General features: G+C 59.1%; 16 protein-coding genes. 8 read left to right on the top strand and 8 right to left on the bottom strand.

Features of this window, described 5'->3' with window-relative positions:
* Positions 1–36: 36 nt before the first annotated feature.
* Complete coding sequence (locus ACN0SW_RS03350; RefSeq protein WP_417726484.1) at positions 37–1,974, bottom strand: AsmA family protein; 1,938 nt, start codon at positions 1,972–1,974, stop codon at positions 37–39.
* A 112-nt stretch (positions 1,975–2,086) separates the two neighbouring features.
* Between ACN0SW_RS03350 and rimO the strand changes: the two genes are divergently transcribed.
* On the top strand, positions 2,087–3,463 hold the full coding sequence (gene rimO, locus ACN0SW_RS03345; RefSeq protein ID WP_417726483.1) for a 30S ribosomal protein S12 methylthiotransferase RimO: 1,377 nt from the start codon (positions 2,087–2,089) through the stop codon (positions 3,461–3,463).
* 53 nt (positions 3,464–3,516) lie between these two features.
* Here the strand turns inward: rimO and ACN0SW_RS03340 are convergent, their stop codons facing one another.
* On the bottom strand, positions 3,517–4,872 hold the full coding sequence (locus ACN0SW_RS03340; protein ID WP_417726482.1) for a hypothetical protein: 1,356 nt from the start codon (positions 4,870–4,872) through the stop codon (positions 3,517–3,519).
* 262 nt (positions 4,873–5,134) lie between these two features.
* Between ACN0SW_RS03340 and ACN0SW_RS03335 the strand changes: the two genes are divergently transcribed.
* Positions 5,135–6,394, top strand: a complete 1,260-nt coding sequence (locus ACN0SW_RS03335) for a glycerate kinase type-2 family protein (protein ID WP_417726481.1) — start codon at positions 5,135–5,137, stop codon at positions 6,392–6,394.
* 7 nt (positions 6,395–6,401) lie between these two features.
* On the opposite strand, the gene ACN0SW_RS03330 is transcribed toward ACN0SW_RS03335, so the two are convergent.
* Positions 6,402–7,286: a LysR family transcriptional regulator gene (locus tag ACN0SW_RS03330; RefSeq protein WP_417726480.1), complete on the bottom strand. Its 885-nt coding sequence runs from the start codon at positions 7,284–7,286 to the stop codon at positions 6,402–6,404.
* A 182-nt stretch (positions 7,287–7,468) separates the two neighbouring features.
* On the opposite strand from ACN0SW_RS03330, the gene dctP reads away from it, so the two are divergent.
* The 6 genes from dctP (at position 7,469) to ACN0SW_RS03300 (ending at position 12,360) form a co-directional block, all read left to right on the top strand.
* Complete coding sequence (gene dctP / locus ACN0SW_RS03325; protein ID WP_417726479.1) at positions 7,469–8,458, top strand: TRAP transporter substrate-binding protein DctP; 990 nt, start codon at positions 7,469–7,471, stop codon at positions 8,456–8,458.
* Between the two features lie 72 nt (positions 8,459–8,530).
* Entirely contained in the window at positions 8,531–9,034 is a 504-nt protein-coding gene (locus tag ACN0SW_RS03320) for a TRAP transporter small permease (RefSeq protein WP_417726478.1), read from the top strand.
* Positions 9,035–9,037: 3 nt separating this feature from the next.
* Entirely contained in the window at positions 9,038–10,339 is a 1,302-nt protein-coding gene (locus ACN0SW_RS03315; protein WP_417726477.1) for a TRAP transporter large permease, read from the top strand.
* On the top strand, positions 10,315–11,100 hold the full coding sequence (locus ACN0SW_RS03310) for an alpha/beta fold hydrolase (RefSeq protein WP_417726476.1): 786 nt from the start codon (positions 10,315–10,317) through the stop codon (positions 11,098–11,100). Before ACN0SW_RS03315 ends, ACN0SW_RS03310 begins: the two co-directional genes overlap by 25 nt.
* A 150-nt stretch (positions 11,101–11,250) precedes the next feature.
* Positions 11,251–11,553, top strand: a complete 303-nt coding sequence (locus ACN0SW_RS03305) for an SH3 domain-containing protein (RefSeq protein WP_417726475.1) — start codon at positions 11,251–11,253, stop codon at positions 11,551–11,553.
* A 126-nt stretch (positions 11,554–11,679) separates the two neighbouring features.
* The gene (locus ACN0SW_RS03300) at positions 11,680–12,360 is read left to right on the top strand and encodes a hypothetical protein (RefSeq protein ID WP_417726474.1); all 681 of its coding nucleotides are present in this window, start codon (positions 11,680–11,682) and stop codon (positions 12,358–12,360) included.
* A gap of 30 nt (positions 12,361–12,390) precedes the next feature.
* Here the strand turns inward: ACN0SW_RS03300 and ACN0SW_RS03295 are convergent, their stop codons facing one another.
* From ACN0SW_RS03295 to ACN0SW_RS03275, 5 genes are all read right to left on the bottom strand, one after another.
* Complete coding sequence (locus tag ACN0SW_RS03295) at positions 12,391–13,956, bottom strand: class I SAM-dependent methyltransferase (RefSeq protein ID WP_417726473.1); 1,566 nt, start codon at positions 13,954–13,956, stop codon at positions 12,391–12,393.
* Complete coding sequence (locus ACN0SW_RS03290) at positions 13,956–14,633, bottom strand: hypothetical protein (RefSeq protein WP_417726472.1); 678 nt, start codon at positions 14,631–14,633, stop codon at positions 13,956–13,958. Before ACN0SW_RS03290 ends, ACN0SW_RS03295 begins: the two co-directional genes overlap by 1 nt.
* 36 nt (positions 14,634–14,669) lie before the next feature.
* Complete coding sequence (locus ACN0SW_RS03285) at positions 14,670–15,710, bottom strand: GSCFA domain-containing protein (RefSeq protein WP_417726471.1); 1,041 nt, start codon at positions 15,708–15,710, stop codon at positions 14,670–14,672.
* Between the two features lie 13 nt (positions 15,711–15,723).
* Positions 15,724–16,608: a hypothetical protein gene (locus tag ACN0SW_RS03280; RefSeq protein ID WP_417726470.1), complete on the bottom strand. Its 885-nt coding sequence runs from the start codon at positions 16,606–16,608 to the stop codon at positions 15,724–15,726.
* A 96-nt stretch (positions 16,609–16,704) separates the two neighbouring features.
* Entirely contained in the window at positions 16,705–18,645 is a 1,941-nt protein-coding gene (locus ACN0SW_RS03275; RefSeq protein ID WP_417726469.1) for a glycosyltransferase, read from the bottom strand.
* Positions 18,646–18,659: the final 14 nt, after the last annotated feature.

Here is an 18,659-nt window from a genome sequence, read left to right as displayed (position 1 = left end):
TCATCGTTCCAAAAATACTCAAATCCCGTGCCCGCCTCACTCGAACAGCTTGCGCAGTTTGCGCGCGGCCTTGTCCTCAAGCTTTTGCTTGAGGGCATCCTCAAGGCTCTGACCTTCCTGCGGGGCGACGTTCAGGCGCTCTTGCACCTCGCGTTCCAGCCGGTCCTTGGCTTCTTGCTCGATCTTGTCGCGCTCAGCCTTGAGGTTCATGTCGATGGCCTTTTTCAGATCGGGGGCGATGCGCGGGTTGGCCCATGGCCCCTCGATCCGCACCGGGATGGCGAGGCCGCGGGCATTCTCGCCCTCCAGCAAGACCGGTGTAAAGAGATAGTCGATGTCCCGCGCGCCCAGCCCAACACGCCCCTGTCCCGAGGCACGGGCAAGGGGCAGGCTCATGGCGAGGTCTTGATTGTAGAGATTTCCCTTGTCCATGGTGAAGGAGGCGGTCATCGCATCAAAGATCGTGGTGCCCCCCGTCACATCGCCCGCGCGCATCAGCCGGTCGAGGTCGATGCCGGAAATCACCCCGCGCCCGGTGCGCAAGCTGCCCTTGCCCGAGAGCGATCGCATGATCGCCTGCACGGAATTGCCCACGCCGAGAAAGTTCATCTCGCCATTGCCCGAGGCGGCAAAGCGGGTGATGCCCATGGCGTCGGTGAGAAAACGCTCGAGGTTGATATCACTGGCGTTGAGGGTGCCGCCGACCGAGAGGCCCGAGCGGTTGTTGGCCACAAATTGCCCGGTGACAAGGCCGTCATAGGCGCGCAATTCGCGCAGATCGAACACGGCGCGGGAATTGTCCAGTGTTATCAGGCTGCGGGTCTTGCCCAGTTTCAGATCGCCAAGGTTGATGCTGTCGGCGATGAGAGCCACTTCGCCATTGGCGAGGGCCAGAGCGCTGGCATCAATCGGGCTTTGCGACCAGCCGCTGTCCGCACTGCCGCCGCCGCTGGTGTCACTGCCTGCCAGACCGGACAGATCGAGCGCGCCCGCATTGAGCTGTGCGTTGATCCGGGGCACAGCGCCGGCGAGCGCAATATCGGCCGCCCCGGCGAGCGCGTTACCCCCGAGATTGAGCGAGAGTTCGCGCAGAGAGAGTTGCAGGCTGTCGGTCAGGGTGAGGTTGGTGCCGCCCTTGACGTTGGCACCCAAACCCTTTGGCAAATCCAGCGGGTCCAGTCCGAGGCCCGCCATGAACGTATCGGTACTGTTGATGTCGATGTCGAGGCGGCCCTGCAGTTGGGGTTGCAGCCCGGCGCGTCCGGCAAAGCCCATGCTGCCGCCCGGCGCTTTGAATGTGGCCGACATGGCCGTCACCGCGCCGTCAATAAATTGTCCCACCTGATCGAGGTGGCCCGAGAGCGAGATTGGTCCCTGCGCCTGTCGCAGCACCACCTCAAAGGTGGCGGTACCGTCGTAATCGGGCCAGCGCAGGTCGAAATCCATGTCACGATAGGCATGCGTGGTGCCGGTTGCGTGATCGGTATAGGTCATCGCGGCGCCGGTGATGAGTGCCCGGTCCAGCGTGAGCGCGAGGCGGTTCGAGGTGGCAAGGCCGCTGTCGGATTGCCCCGAGGGGGCCACGCCCTCTACGCCCAGTTCCCAGTTCACCCGCCCGTCGGCGGCGCGTTCCAGCCGGATTTCGGGATTGATCGCCTCAAGCCCGGTGATGCGGATGTCGCCGCCAAAGAGCGCCTGTGGTTCCACCCCGATCTTGAGGCTGTCGGCGCGCAGCATCGGGCCTGCCTTGGACCAGTCGGCATTGGCCACCTCGACCGCGCCGGTGGACACGCCGAGGATGGGATAAAAGCTGATCTTGGTGTCACCAGACATGGTGACCTGACGGCCTGTTGCCTTGGAAATCTGGTCGGCGGCGATGCGGGCGATGCGTTCGCCCGGCAGGAAAAACAGCGCGCCGAGGACGATGGCCAACATGACCACGACCAGTCCCAACAGTCGAAATACCCAACGCATGGCATCGCCCCTTTTGCCCGCTCTCTTTGCGTGCAGTTTAGGCGCGCGGGGCAGAGGGGAGCAACCGCTTTTGGGCTAGGCGGAGAGGCGGGGGCAGAGTATATCGCGCCCCATGGCCCAGAACCCTCCCAACCTCCGCCCCGATCTCGCGCCGCGTGCGCGTCTGTCCGAGACCCCCCGCGCGGGCCAGCCGACCATCGGCATGGTCAGCCTTGGCTGTCCCAAGGCGCTGGTGGACAGTGAGCGGATTTTGACGCGGCTGCGCGCAGAGGGCTATGGCATCTCTGCCGATTACACCGGGGCGGATGCGGTCATTGTCAATACCTGCGGCTTTCTCGATAGCGCCAAGGCCGAGAGCCTTGAGGCCATCGGCGAGGCGCTGGCCGAGAATGGCCGGGTGATCGTGACGGGCTGTCTGGGGGCGGAGCCCGAATATATCACCGGGGTGCATCCGCGTGTTCTGGCCGTCACCGGCCCGCATCAATACGAGCAGGTGCTGGATGCCGTGCATCTGGCGGTGCCGCCCAGCCCCGATCCGTTTGTTGATCTCTTGCCCGCCTCGGGCGTGCGCCTGACGCCACGCCATTACAGCTATCTCAAGATTTCCGAGGGCTGCAATCACAAGTGCAAGTTTTGCATCATTCCCGATATGCGCGGCAAATTGCAGAGCCGCCCGGCGCATGCGGTGATCCGCGAGGCGGCCAAGCTGGTGGAAAGCGGGGTCAAGGAACTCTTGGTGATCTCTCAGGACACCTCTGCCTATGGCGTCGATATCCGCCATGCCGAAGAGCGGGGGCACCGCGCCCATATCACCGATCTGGCGCGCGATCTCGGGTCTCTGGGGGCCTGGGTGCGGTTGCATTATGTCTATCCCTATCCGCATGTGCGCGACCTCATCCCGCTGATGGCCGAGGGGTTGGTGCTGCCCTATCTCGATATCCCGTTCCAGCATGCCCATCCCGAGGTGCTGCGGCGCATGGCGCGGCCTGCGGCGGCGGCCAAGACATTGGACGAGATTGCGGCATGGCGGCGGGATTGCCCCGACATCGCGCTGCGCTCGACCTTTATCGTCGGCTATCCGGGCGAGACCGAGGAAGAGTTTCAGACTTTGCTGGATTGGCTGGATGAGGCGCAATTGGACCGGGTGGGGTGTTTTCAATACGAAAACGTCGCCGGGGCCCGGTCCAACGCCTTGGCCGATCATGTGCCGGATGAGGTCAAGCAAGAGCGCTGGGATCGCTTTATGGAAAAGGCGCAGGCGATTTCTGAGGGTAAGCTCGCCGATAAAGTTGGAAAAGTCCAAGAAGTGATCGTCGATGAGATCGACGAAGACGGCATCGCCACCTGCCGCACCAAGGCGGACGCGCCGGAAATCGACGGGAACCTCTTTATTGACGAGGGGACTGAGGGGATCGCCGTGGGCGATATCGTCACGGTCGTGGTGGATGAGGCGGGGGAGTATGATTTGTGGGGGCGGTTGGGGGAATAGAAGCGGTCTGGGGGAGCGCTTCCGGAATGCAGGGGTGGCGACCGGTAATGAAGTTACTCGTCCACGTCCTCTTCGGCGTCTTCCTGTAAAGCCGCCACATTTACATCCACGGCGGATGGCTTGTCTTCCTTGATGCGCGGCGCGGGTTTTCTCCATTCGGCGAGGTTCTGACCGACTTCGCGATAAAAGAATGGCACCGCTTCTTCCAATTCCTTTATGAAGTTCACTTGTTGAGTGAACTTTGCTCCCAATCGCCTAGCCATGAACACATGAAAGCTAAGAACCTGAAGGCCTGCTTTGTCTTTTTCACAAACGGCGGGGTCTCCAATCAACTCGGATAGGGGAAATTGCGTGGCTTCGCTCCGACCTGGCCATTTGAGTCGGACAAAAAGCTCATCGTGTTTGTCAGTTTTTATCTGGCGCAAGAGCCAATTTACACGCGTCTTGGAAGATACCTTGTCCTCCGGTGCTCGGAGCGTCATTCCAATGTCGAGCGTGCGCCGTGCAATATCCGCGACAATTTCCAAAGATCCAGCGGCACCTGGGATTTCCAGAGTTGAGCGGAGTTGCCCGACTTCCTTGAGTGTGAGCAATTCATCCTTGCGCCGCTCAGCTGGGTCTTGGCGATGCTTCTTTGGCAATTTTTCCTGCACGGTGGTTTCTGTCTGACGACTGAGAATAAGTGACAGGTCTCGGGTTTCCTGATGCCAAGCATCTAACACGATTGTAGCCTCTGTCGATTTGGCAGGAATTCTGCCACCGGCTGAGATCAAGCGATTGACCTCTGCCCACTCAGGGGGCATCCGATCAAAGCCTTTAACGCCCGCGCTTTCATGCGTCAGAAAGCGCCGTAGCTCGTTCAGGAGCAGTTTCTGATCGTCGTCTGCTATTGCGTCCTTGTTCAACAGAATATCCGTTGTCGTCAGAATGGACATCCACGACCAATGATATACTGGGATTTTTGAGCGGCTTTTGCGAACGTCCTCAATCGGGTGATTTTCCGGAGTGGTCGCAAATTGATTTGAAATGGTGATAACGCAATCAACGCCCTGCTCCTTTGCAATTTCACGATACCTTTCAATCTGCTCAGCACCAAGTTCGACATTGCCGACCTTGGCCTCGACAAGAGCGCGCCACTGCTTTGTGCCGTTTTGCATGACGATCAAGCCATCGGGGCGATCCTTCAGTTTTACTTTTTCATTTTTGAATACAACTTCTGTGTAGGTCTGTAGTGTCGTGCGTTTGCCGACACGCTGGCCTAAACTGACCATCAACTCCGTTCCGAATTCTTCCACCTTTGAAATACATGCCAGAACGATCGAGGTGGTGCGGCCTTCCTTGGACGTTGTGGCTAGGACAGGAAAGAGACGGGCAGTCTCTCCTTGAATCAGATAATCAGGGCGATCCATGGAAACATCCTTATGATAACTCATGAGAGAGTAGGCGACGGATGGCTGAAAGCTCAATCAAAATAGTTGTGAAAGCATTTCCTCGTTCACTCTGCACCGCAAGGAATCCCCTCGTGCGATTGAGGCGGCACACGGTTTTTGTCGTTATAAAGCATCTGCGTTGCGTCGCCAGATCGTAGCGCGTCGAACGCGCTGTTGAGGGGCTTTCCCACCCGCGCGGGTCAAGCTAGGGTGCGCGCGATATAAGCGGAGACCCCAGAACATGACCGATCCCCAGACCCTGTTGCGCCGCCTGTTTGACCGGGCGGTGGCCGTGGCCGACCCGATGCAGAGCCTTGGCCCCTATCTGCCCGCGCGCCCCAAGGGCCGTATGGTCGTGATCGGCGCAGGCAAGGCCAGTGCGCGCATGGCCGAGGCGGTCGAGGCGCAATGGGGCCCCTGCGAGGGGCTGGTGATCACACGCTATGGCTATGCCCGGCCCTGCAAGGGCGTCGAGATCGTCGAGGCGGCGCATCCGGTGCCGGATGCGGCGGGGATGCAGGCCACGGCGCGGATGCTGGAGCTGTTGCGGGGATTGGGCGAGGATGACATGGTGCTGGCGCTGATCTCGGGCGGGGCCTCGTCGCTGTTGGTGCAGCCCGCGGGAGAGATGACGCTGGCTGACAAACAGGCGGTGAACGCGGCGCTGCTGGCCTCGGGCGCGCCGATTGGCCAAATGAATGTGCTGCGCAAGCATCTGAGCCGCGTCAAGGGGGGGCAATTGGCGGCGGCGGCCTATCCGGCGCGGATGCATGCGCTGCTCATTTCGGATGTGCCGGGGGATGATCCGGGGATGATCGGATCGGGGCCGACGGTGGGCGAGGCCAGCACGGCGGCTGAGGCGCTGGCGATCGTGGCGCGCTACGGGATTGATCTGCCGCTGTCGGCGCGGGCAGTGCTGAGCGGGCAGAGCGGCGTGGTGCCGCCGGGGGATGCGCGGTTGGCCCAGGTCGAGAATGTGATCTATGCCGCCCCTGTGCAATCGCTGGAGGCGGCGGCCGAGGTGGCGCGGGCTGAGGGATTGAGCGTGCGTTTCCTTGGCGATGCGCTGGAGGGCGAAGCGCGGGATGTGGCCGCGACGCATGCGGCGCTGGCGCGCGAGGTGCAGGCGGGGCTGGCAATGGGCGATGCGCCGGTGCTGCTGCTGTCTGGCGGTGAGTTGACGGTGACGCGGCGCGGCGATGGTGTGGGCGGGCCCAACGCGGAATATGCGTTGGCGCTGGCGCTGGCCTTGCGGGGGGCGGCGGGGATTCACGCGCTGGCCTGTGACACCGACGGAGTGGATGGCGCGGCCGAGGTGGCGGGGGCGGTGATCGGCCCGGAGACCTTGGCGCGGGCCGCCTCCGCCGGGGTCGACCCCGAGAAGGCCTTGGCGATCAACGATGCACATGGGTTCTTTGGCGCGATTGGCGGGCAGGTGGTGACGGGGCCGACGCTGACCAATGTCAACGATTTCCGCGCGATATTGGTCGCGCCTGTGTGAGCGGCGCTCAGAACTGATCCCAGATCATGCGGCCCAGATCATCCAGCCGCTCGGGCGAGCAGAAGAGCGAGATCGTCATCGTCGCAGTCCAGTCGCGTCCGCCAAGGCGGACCAGCGTGCCGTCGGCCAGTTCCTGACGGATTGAGAATTCCGGCAGCCATGCCAGCCCCGCCCCAGCCAGCGTGCGGCGCTTCAGGGCCTCGGCCAGCGCATCCATGTAGCGCAGGTCGAGCGCCGGGCGGCGGTTGCCGATGGTCTGATCCACGACCGTTCCCAGAAAGGTGTTGGGATCGTAGCTGAGATACGGTACCTCTTGGCCGGCGCGCGGCGGCAGGGACCAGCCGAGGCGGGCTGCGGCCTCATGCTGGGCCACTGGGATCAGGCGCTCTTCGCAGATGTCTTTGCGTTTGAAACGGGTCTCATCGAGGATCGGGGATACGTCCTGATGGCGGTAATAGAGCAGAAATTCGCACCCTCCTTCGCTCAGCAACTGGCAGCAGGCTGTGAGGCTGTCAGATATGACGCGGGTGCGCAGATCGGGATAGTCCCGCTCTAGTGCCGCCATGCGCGGTTGTAGGAAATTGACCGAGATGGCATGCAGCGCGGCAAAGCGTTGAAAGCTGGCATGGCCGCGCGCACGCTCGCGGATGGCTTGGCGGGTATCGGTGAGATCCGCGACGGTCTGTTGCGCCACCGGCAAGAATTGCCTCCCCGCCTCGGAGAGTTGCACCGGATAGTTGGCGCGGTCGATCAGCGGCACGCCGATCCAGTTTTCCAGCGACCGGATGCGGCGGCTGAAGGCCGATTGGGTGATGTTACGCTCTTCTGCTGCGCGGGTGAAATTCAGCGTCCGTCCCAAGCAAACAAAGTCGCGCAGCCAGTTGATATCCATGCTGCCCCTTCTCTTGCGGTCAGACTGCGCCAATCGCCATAATCATGCAAGATCGGAATAGTTTTATGAAATGTTTGAATTGGCCGACTCGTGGGGGTCTGCCCTAGCATCCTTTCAAGGCAGATGCCCAAGGACGAAGGCCGCATGAACGGTCTCGCGATGTATCCAACAAGGAGAGAGAGATGAAAGTTTCCCTGCAAGGACTGATTGCTACCACCGCGCTTGGATTGACGGTGGCGGTACCCGCATGGGCCGAGACGACGATCCGCCTGTCGACCTATGTGAACGAGGCCGATATCCGCTATGATGGTTTCGCACATTTCGCTGATCTGGTTGCGGAAAAAACCGGCGGCAGCGTCAAGGTCGAGATTTTCCCGTCCGCCACATTGCACGGCTGGTCCGAGGGTGTGGATGCGGTTCAGGGCGGTGTTTCGGACATGAGCTGGATGCCCGCCGATGAACGGCTGCCCTGCTACCGGGTGACCTCGCTCTATCCGGTGGCGGTTGATCTGGACGGCCAGATCGAGATGGACGCGACCTATGCCGATCTGGTGCGCGATGAGGCGGCGGCGATCAACCTCGTGCCGGTGTTCAATTCGAACTATTCCTATGATCAGGAATGGTGGTTTGAAGAGCCGATTGGCGATCTGGGTGATCTTGGGGGCAAGCAAGTCCGTTCGATCGGTCCGCTTGTCAGTTTGATGATCGAGACATGGGGCGGCGCGCCGGTGTTTGTGGCCCCCAAGGAAGTGTTTCAATCGGCAGAGCGCGGTGTGGTCGACGGGATCAACATGGGGGTTGCCACCTATTCCAGTTGGAAGCTGTGGGATGTCATGCCCTATATGGTCAATGCCAACCTGTTTTATGGCAATATCCAGTATATGATGAACAAGGAAAAGTTCGACAGCATGACTGCCGATGAGCAGGCCGCAGTGATGGCGGCTGCCAGCGAAACCGAAGAATGGCTCAAGCCGCGCTATGAGGATTGGGTTGATCAGCGTGTTGGCAATGCGGTGATGAAAGGCGGCGGCGCGGCGGTTTCGATCTCTCAGGACAAGCGCATGGAGCTGATTGCCAGTGTTCAGGGCAAGTGGGACGAAACCGTTGATGCAGCGTGCGGTCCCGAACTCGCCGGTAAGGTGCGCGCGCTTTTTGCACAGCACAAGCCGTGACCTGACAGCCAGCGAGCGCCGGGTCCCCCCGGCGGTCGCTGGCGCAGCATATCAAGCAAAGGGAGGCACGTCATGCAAACCGGTCTCGACCGATTGATTGGCCATGTGGAACGCGCTGTTGTCTGGCTGGCGGCTGCAGGGGCCATCGTGATCCTCGTGCAGATGGTCTGGATCAGCTACGGCGTCTTTACCCGCTACGCGTTGGGTGCGCCTGACCGGATGGTGACGGAGGCCACCGCGCTTTTGCTGTTTCCCGTCGCTTTTGCGGGTCTGGCCTATGCGATGCGCGAGGATGCCTATCCCAAGGTTACGATGCTGACTGACATCCTGCCACCTCTGTGGCGCAAGGCGGCGGCGCTGGTCAATCTGTGCGTGATGCTGGGGGTGGGTCTGTTCTTTTCTCTGGCAGGTGTGAGCGCGACACTTCGATCGTTCAACTCGGGTGCCTCGTCCGAAATCCTGCTATGGCCGCGCTATGCCTTTTGGGCACCGGGTGCGTTGGCCCTCGTGCTTTTTTCGATTTACGCAGCGCTGCGGCTCCTTCGGTTGATCCGCACCCCGGCAACGGAGGTTTGAGCGATGGAATGGTATGAAGTCGGTCTGGGACTGCTGGGCCTGTTGATGTTCCTGATCGCCATTGGCCTGCCGATTCCCTTTGCTCTGGCGGCGGCCTCCTTGCCGTTTCTTTGGCAAATCCAGAGTTTTGATACCTCTATCGTCTCGGCGGAACTCAAGCTCTGGGGGGTGTGGATCGACTATATCCTGCTGGCGGTGCCGCTGTTTGTATTCTTGGGCGAACTGATTGGCAAATCGACGATTGGCCCGAACCTCTATCAATTCCTGCACCAAGGCGTGCGGGTGCGCGGTTCTGCTGCCTATGGCTCGATCGGGGCTTGCGCGGGGTTTGGCGCGGTCTGTGGGTCGTCCATGGTGGGGGCGTTGACGATTGGCGGCGTGGCCCTGCCCGAGATGTTGCGATTGGGCTATGGCAAGCGGCTGTCGTCGGGCGTTCTGGCGGCGGGGGGCACATTGAGTGTGCTGATCCCGCCCAGCCTGATCCTGCTGTTTTATGGCATTGTCACGGATCAGAGCATTGGTGATCTCTTTATCGCGGGGGTCATTCCGGGGCTCATCCTTGTCACCTCTTTTGCGATGGTGGTGCTGATCTGGGGCATTCTGAAGCCGGGAGATATTCCGGACCGTGAAACGGCGGTGAAAATGGGCCTTGTCCAGATCGCCGCCACCATTGCGCCGATTGCCTTGATCGGATTGGTGATCACCGTGGCGATTTATGCCGGGATTGCCACCCCCACAGAGGCGGCGGCGGTGGCCGCGCTGTTGACTGTGTTGCTTGCCTTTGGTGTCGGTGGGCTGAAATGGCAGGGGTTCAAAGACGCGCTTTTCGCCACCATGCGGACCATGGGGTATTTGGGTCTTTTGCTGTCTGCCGGGGTGCTGTTTGGGTTTGTTCTGACCTATTACCGTGTGCCGCAACAGTTCACCGAGTTGTTTCTGAGTTTCGATCTCTCGCCTTATGTGGTGCTGAGCATCGTTCTGATTTTTTACATCGTGTTGGGCATGTTCCTTGAACCGGTGTCGATGACATTCATCACGCTGCCGACGATTTTTCCGTTGATGGCGGCGGCCGGGTTCGACCTTGTGTGGTTTGGGGTGGTCTATACGATCACCATGGAAATTGCGGTGCTGACGCCGCCTGTGGGGCTCAATCTCTATGTGATTCAAGGGATCGGGCGCGGGCAGGTCACCGTCGGTGATGTGATCATGGGCTGTCTGCCCTTTATCGGCGCGCTCATTCTCTTGATCGTTATCCTTATCCTTTTGCCGGAGACCGCATTGTGGCTGCCCGATCAGATGCGTTGATCAGTCGCCGGGGCCTGAGCTATCGGCGGGCGGGCGTGGGCACGCCGCTGGTCCTTGTGCATGGCTATTTGGGGGGCTCGGCGCAATGGGAGGCGGAAATCGCACGGTTTGCGGATCGGTATGACGTGATTGCCCCCGACCTTCCGGGCTATGCGGGCTCTGCCAATTTGCCGCCCGCTGATCGCATCGCCAGCTTTGGCGCGGCGGTGGTGGATCTACTGGACGATCTGGGGCTGGGGACGATTACCCTGCTGGGGCACTCTATGGGGGGCATGATCGTGCAGGACATGGCCGCAACGCATCCCGAGCGTATTGCGCGCCTCATCCTCTATGGGACCGGGCCATTAGGTGCGATGCCCGACCGTTTTGAATTGCTGGAAACCTCGCGCGAGAGAATCCGCAGTGAGGGGGTGGCGAGCACGATCCGGCGGATCGGGGCCACATGGTTTCGTGCCGGGGCCGCGGCCAGAGGGTTTGGGATCGTCGCGGAACTGGGGGCGCAGGCGAGTGAGCGGGCGGCGCTGGCAGGGCTGGACGCCATGAGCCATTGGGACGGGCGCGGCGCGTTGAAGCGACTGAGCATGCCGACCCTGGTGCTCTGGGGGGACGGGGACAGGTCCTATCGCTGGCCGCAGGTCGAGGCGCTGTGGCAGGGGTTACCCGATGCCGTGCTGGCCGTGGTGCCGGGCACCGCCCATGCCGTACATCTGGAAAAGCCCGCCTTGTTTCATGCGCTGCTGGAGGATTTCATTACGCCCTAGGTCTGCCGGGCGTGATCGGGTGGCCCGGTCAGGCATGGGGAAAGCGCTGGCCCGAGACGGGAGTAGCAGGCGCTTGATGATCCGGGGCCTATTCCGTTCGTCTCCTCAAGAGGGTACAAAGACCCATGAGGGAGCACGCGGGAGATTGTGATGCGCAAAGCTGTTTTTGTCGCGCTGGCGGCGGGTGTGATGCACATGTTCCTTGGGGCCTCCCCCGTGGTCGCGGCCTCGCTTGGGCGCTATGAGGTTCATGGTGTCGAGGGCGATGACATGCTCAAGATGCGTGCGGGGCCGGGGACCGGCTATATCGTGATCGTAGGTCTTCCGAATGGAACCGTGTTGCGGGTCCAGAGCTGTCAGCAGACAGGGGGAACGCGCTGGTGTGACGTCTATTTGGAACGCGCGCGCGGGCTCAGGGGATATGTCTCTTGGGCCTATCTGCGAAAATTGTGAGACCAGCCCGCGCCAAGCCAGAACGTTGACCATGTGGATGGCGCTGCGTTCGTTCGGGAGGGGCGAGGTCATGACACATCCCGGTCTTCAACCGCAGCCTGGCGGCTGATAAAATGCGGTCAGAGCATGGCCGCCCGGCGTCTTGCGGCGTCAGGCGATGAGGCTGATGGGATGACACCGATCCGGAGCGGAGTTCTTGCGGGGTTTGTGGCGCTGCTGTTTTGTGTGCAAGCGCCGCTTGCGCGCGCGCACAGTGATGCGGCGCACCCGGTCCCGCCTGCCGGGTTGATGTGGAACAGGACCGGATTGCCTGCGGTGTTTCCCCTGCAGGTCAAGACGCCGCCGGGGCAGGATTATCTGCTGACCTTGCTGGATGCACTCTCGGGCAAGGCCGCTTTGGCCGCCTATATCAAGGGTGGTAGCGTCTTTAAGGTTCTGGTGCCGCCGGGGGTCTACAGGTTGAGATTTGCGACCGGAGCAAACTGGCAGGGCGAGGATGACCTGTTCGGACCGGGCGCAGAAACGGAAGTTTTCGAGCTGCGAGACGCCTTGAGATTTGAAACCCGGGGGCTGGGAATCAAGGCTGGCCATATTGTCAGCCTTTTGAACCGTAAGCCCGGCCCGCTACGCGATGCCGGTCTCAAGGATCAGTTGATTTGTCAGTCCTTCAGGTTCGATGTGCCCCGTCAGGTTTCTCCGCCGGGTGAGACCGCCGGTTTTCCGAGCGCGCCAAGGTATCCCAAGGCCGATGCCGAGAGGTTCACGATACCGCGCCGAGACGTGCGGTCGCGGTATTGCGGGTACTGATCCACGCCATCGCGGACACGTCTTTGTTGATCACTTTTCCTTTGAGAAAGCCGTTTTGACGGTGCGTATCGGCGCAGTCATTTTCCATGAGGTGCTGTTCAACAATTCCTCATTCTGAAATCTGAGGGATTCAATAGTCTGGGATGCTTCGCTGATATTCAGTTCAAGTTGCGCCGCACGCTCTGACTCGGTCTTCCATCCGGCTTTTGCCGTTTTCACCTCGGCGCGCGCCTTTTCCAGCATGCGGGTCAAAGCTGCGGTTTCTTCAAACCGGGTCGCCTTTTCCATATTTAAGGCCTGTTGCGTTGCCTTGATCTGTAAGTCCAACTGCGCTGCACGCTCTGACTCGGCGTTTCGATGTTTCTGTGCTGCGTTCACTTCCGCTTGGGCGGTTTCCAGTGCCGCTTCGGCATTTTCGGCACGGCCAATCGCCTCATGGGTTGCCGCTTGCGCCGCTATGAGATCCTCGCTTTTGTTCTTAAGCTCCGCTTGGGCGGTTTCCAGTGCTGCCTCGGCCTCTTCGGCACGGTCAATCGCCGCACGGGTTGCTGCTTGCGCTGCTATGCGTTCTTCATTCTGGCTCTTAAGCTCTGCTTGGGCGGCTGCAAGTGTGCTCTCGGCGGTGGCCAGGGACTTTTCGAGCTGTATTTTTTCACCAGACGTAGACGTAAGGCTGGTTTGCAGATCAAAAATTAAACTCTGAGTTTCAGAAACCTTGCGCGAGCGCTGGTCATAGGCCTCGCGTAGGTCTGCAAGCTCTTGTTTTATGCTTTTCAGTTGTTCCTGCACTTCGGACAGCGCTTTGGAGGAAGCGGCGCTCTTGGACTTTAGGATGCGTGCTTCCTCGATCGCAGCCAAACTCTGTCCGAGTCGGCGAAAGACAAGCTGAATATCGCCGGAAACTTCCCCATTCTCGCGCGCGGTCATGAGACTTTTCAGGCGGGCCGACTGCTCTTGGCCGATGGGAAAGACACTCAACCCATCACCGTTGCGAAATTCCAGCCTGTCGAGACGCCCAAGCTGCTTGGCCAAGGCGGCGCTATGCTCCGCGCCCTGCCAGAGTGCGTTTGTTGCATGGACGATCAAAATTGCGTTGCTTCGCAACCGTCTTATCAATTCTTCAATATGCGGGTGATCCCCTTCTGCCAGTGCATTCAGATCGACAAAAAGAAGATCAAGGCTCTGCTCGGCAATATTCTCGACGGCGTCTGTCGAGTTGAGGAAGGGCCTGATATCTGAAATGTCCTCATAAAATTGCTCGGCGTGTTCGGTCAGCAAGGAGGGTGGCTGCGCCAGCGCCGCGCCCGTCTTTTGGTCTTTCCAGAATCCAAAGCCTGTGCAGCGACCCTGAATGTTTAACTTGTCAATTGCCTGACAGAACAGAAAGTGCGCAAAGCCGTCGCCGACCCCAAGCACACCAACTTGTCGCACACGCGCATCTGCGGCCAACCAAAGCAAAAGTGGTGCGTGAAGCTGAACGGGTGAACTGGCGCGGAAACGGGGACGCCAGAACAAAGGCTTTATCGTCGCGGGTGCGAAAAATTCGTGTGTCGTTGTGGCGACCATGGTTTCAGAGGATTGTTTGCTGACACTCATTATCCGCGGTCCTTCTTTTTCTCTAATCGCTGCGCAATCGCGTCTGCGGCATGCATTTCATAGAATGCCTCCTGCGACGAATAGGTTGCCTGCGCAAGTGCATCGTTGATCCGGCTCAGAGCCTCTTGGCCTAATCGCCCCGGCACCGCATCGAAAACAGCCATGCGTCCAACCGTTTCGCGCGGCTTTATCCAGTCTTCAACCACATGATACGGCACGCGTTCGGTATAATCATCGAAGAGCACGGTGACCGGGCGGGTGATGCGTGCGAGGGTCGTCATCATACAGGCCGCGCGAAAGCGGCCGTCAATCAGAACGACATCCGGATGGCGGAAGAAAGGCTCATCCCATATCGCGAGAGGGTAGGTGTGAAATCGGGCCCAGTTCGTATTGTCCAATGGCCGCCCCCAGGTGCCGGTGGGACCGATATCAGCGTGATACACTGTGGCCGGGGATGGCAGATTCTCGGCATCGATATGGGCTTGGAGGTGCATCGCCCAGAGCCGGTCAGATTCGACGCTGAATATCAGCTTGTCGGGCATCGACGCAGCAAGCACGGTCGAGCCGCCTGAGCCATATTCCAAAATGACTTGGGCAGACGTGTAGATCGTTTTCAGATACGCAGCTTCTTTCTCGGGAAAAGAAAGCTTGGGACGTTCTGTATCAAATGCGTTCAAGCGCTTTAGCTCCCTTAGTCGCTATACTCTTCTATCTTAGTCAAGCGCGTCTTCGAGACGTTCCTCATCACAGATCAGGTCCAGATCACCGTCCTCATCCGCAGTGTGCCCCGCGCCGAACTCCTCGGCGAGCGGTCCAGAGAAGAAATGCTTCATGACGTAGTCAACTCCGAACTGATTGACCGTCCGCTGATCCGGGTTGAAAAACATACCGCCCGATGGGTGCGATGAAATGATTTCATAGGATGGGAAATAGGTGACATCCTCAAAATCCTCGGCCATCTCGCCCGCCACACCGCGCAGGACCGACTTGGAATAGACGGCGGCGGACAGGACGTGATGTTCGGTGGCTGTCGCCGTGAGCGGCACGGGAGATACGGTGAGCAGGGTGCGCGCCCCGGGATTGACCGCCTTGAGCCGTTCACGCACGCCGATCAAATCGGCCAGAATCTCGGAGTGACGCAGGTTGTGGAAGCGGTATTTGCTTGGCTCATAGCTACCTGCGAGGGTCCCCGGTGCCATGGGGAACATGGTGCCGTCCGCGACGCTTTCCCATCCTTCAGTCAAGCCAAGGGTGAATACGAAAAGATCGAGAGTTTCGAACATCTCACGGACTTTTGCAAGATGCCGCTCGCGCAGAGCGATAACGGTTTCGGCGCTGTCTTGGCCTACCGGGTCTACGCTCGGGCGGAGGGCGTCAAAGAAGCGGCCCTGCTTTTCCCAGACCCGTTCGGCGGGGGTACGGTTGCCGAACGCCTCGTCCAAGAGCTGGATGAGTTGGCGCGTCGTGTAGATGTTGCCATAGCGGCAAGAGAAGACCCCAAAGCCCCAACGACGCGCTTCCGCCTCAGAGTCGAAAACTGGCGGGGCGGGTTCCATATCCATAAAATTGGCGCCACGCTGGGCCAGATTGTTGCCGATATGTTGTGCAAAACAACTGCCAGCGGTTGCGACCTTGTGCGCTTTCTTCAGCTCGAATGGCTGCCAGAGATCTTCGAGATCCGCATAATGGCGCTCCGCGACTGCGGGCCGCCAAAAGGCTTTCTTGGGTAGGGATTTGTAAGGATTGTTGGTCATCGTGGTCCTCCCATTAGGATCTCAACGCAAGATCGCGCAGTAATTCGGCGCGGCGGATGTCGGCGGGATCGACTCCTTTGAGAGCTTCTGCAGGCAAGGACGTTTTCGCCTCAGCCTGTTGCTCCAGCCCATATCGGGTTGTGAGCAGATCCTCTGAGCGCAGACTTGGAGAAACGAGCGCCGCGCGTACCCAAGGCAACCATGCGCGCGGTGGAGCCGAACCGCTGTGTCCCGGAATTCCCCAATACCCGACATCAAATACCACGCGGTTAGAATGGGCGGCATCTATCGCGGCAAGGAACGGTGCCAATTGACCGCACATATGATCATGGTCCCCGGCACTCTGAATGTAGATTACATGATTATCAAAACCTTGCTCATACTGTGTGCAGACATCAATGGGCGCGATGCGTGCCAACGCTTCGACAGTATCTGCCGATGGCCAACAGACCCGACGCAGCAGGTTCACCCCCGACGGGATAAAATAGCTTTGCAATCGGGTCTGTGGGTTGGCTGCGATGGCAATGCTACCGGGATGAAGACGGGAATACATCAACGCCGCAAATCCGCCCGCCGACCCGCCCACATAGATTGTACGGGTGCATCCCAGCCGCTCTGCCTCTTCCTGGATCAGCCTCGAAAGATGCTGTGGCAGATTTTCGCCTTCGGACCCGATGTACCACCCGGTCGGCATTGTCGGATCGGCATACATTGTCGGATCGGAAATCGCCATTTGGTGGGCTGACAGCGGAAAGAAGGGCTGAAAGAACGGAAACTCCCGCTTGTCTCGCTTCATGCCGCCGTGAAACAATACCACCAAGGCCTTGGTCGATCCCGTCCGTGTCCTGACCGGAATGCGCGTGCCCTCGCGGATAATGATATCGGTTTTATCAGTCACGTGCAGATCTCATTAAAAACTCCGGGATGTTTTCCATGTAACGTATGTTTTGCTTTAGCGGTGTTTACGTAAGGTGGTTTCTGACTTTTCAGCCGATCACCGTCCTCGCAATCTGTGAAGTGTCTGTTCAACTGAAACGCTGTTCGCAACAGTTGGCAGCAGCCGGTGCAGACTGGTCCGCAGAGGTTCTGGTTGATGCTCAAGAACACTGAGAATTCCCTTGTATCCCAACGGGGCACATTCATTCAGATGCTGAAGAATGATTTTCTCCTTCTCGTTAAACTCGTTGAACAGTGTGGGATTGTCCTGTGGCATTTCCGCTTCGCGTAACCAGAATGCTTTGCGGTCGATCGACAGCATCGGAACATTGGCCCTGCGGGCTTCTTTGGCAAAAAAGATATCGACCATGCCGCCGACTGACCAAGCTCGCGGGTCAAGACTTTCAAAAAGGTCGGAATGAAAGGCGGTCGTTCCTGTTCCAAGATTGTTGACAAGCCTAGGTTTGGAAGGGCTGTCCCAAATGAAATGATACAGAAACCTGTGCTGAAAATAGGCCTTCGGATGTTCCTCGCAGACCACTCCGTGAACCCCTGCGATGACCTTTCTCTCATAGGTCTCAATCCGGTCGATCAAGGTGCGGACGTAGTCATGCGGATAAACCAGATCGTCATCGCAGGTAACATAATAAAACGGCTTATGGCGTTTTTTCAGTTCGTCATAGGCAAGGAATTTTCCATTGTCCCGGAAATCCCGGTCGAAGTCCCGTGCATGCCAGACGGTGATTGCCGGATTATTCTTTAGAAAATCAGGCGTATCGTCATATTTGTCCAGATAGACGTAAAGATGATCGACCTGCGGCAGAATTCGCCTGACAACATGCGCCAGTTGATCCTTCCTGCGCGGGATGCTGCATACCGACGCAAATACAGGGCAAGCGTTCGGACGCAACGCGGCGATGGTGTCAGGATACTCTTCCACAGGAATACTCGGCACGGCGGAAAAGGCTGTCCGGTACCACAGCGCGTTCTTGGACTTGTCTGCAAAACGGGACTGAAATTGGTCGACGTAGGTTCGTCGTGCCCGTGAACTGTTTTGTTCTACGGAACCGTCCACGTTGAAGGTGAGCATGTCTGCGATAAGAGAATTTTGGCGTAGTTCTGCCAGATACAAAGTGACATCAAGCCCCTTTACGACACTTTTGCCATAAAGGTGCAGGAGCCTTTGATACCATTCGTCGTCACCTGCGCGACGGACCGCGTCGAAGTATCCAATTTCGGCAAACACCTTGCGCCGCACGGCCAGCGTGATCAGCCCGTATTTCGATAACAGACCCGCCACCGGGATGATGCGCCCTGTTTCCGGATCAAAACGGCAATATTTAGTTCGGGTCGCTAGCAGGTTCCGATCCTCAAGCAATGGTAGCACCTGCACCATTACGCGGTCGGGGTGGGAATAGTCATCGGAATCCTGGAACAAGATGAACTCACCGCTCGCGGACTCAATTGCGATATTCTTAGCAATGTAAGTCCCACTGTTGCATTCGAGCCGGATGATTTTCAATGTCTTGGGACTGCGACGGCGCAACTCCAGCAAGATACTCCATGTGGAGTCGGTGCTTCGGTCGTCGCAGACGATGATTTCAATATTGGGCCATGATTGGTTGATCAGCGAGGTGACCGCATTCTCAATCGTGTCTTCAGCATTGTGCGACGTCATCACAACCGAAACCCGAGGTAAATCCGCAGCTCGTTTGTTCACCGGCAGTTCAGAAGGACCCAAATACGCCTGCAAACTTTGGGATGAATACGCTTCGGCCAGTGGCGGCAACGTTGTTGACGAAGGCTCTTGTACTGGCAAAGCCGCGCTCTCGGGACGAGGTGGCCGGCCCAGCATCCTGCCATACTGCAAATAATGCTCTGCCGGGTCCATGCCTAAGGCCGCCACATCCGGGTAGGTTTTCAGGTACCAATCCGCATCGAAATCACCTGATTTTCGGATATTCTCCGCGTCTTTTTTCAGGGTGTCTGGAGTGTTCATTGTTGGGTCTCCCA

This window comes from Roseovarius sp. (assembly GCF_048262375.1).
GTDB lineage: Bacteria > Pseudomonadota > Alphaproteobacteria > Rhodobacterales > Rhodobacteraceae > Roseovarius.
Note: the sequence above shows the minus strand (reverse complement) of the source record. Positions and strands in the feature narration are given on the sequence as shown.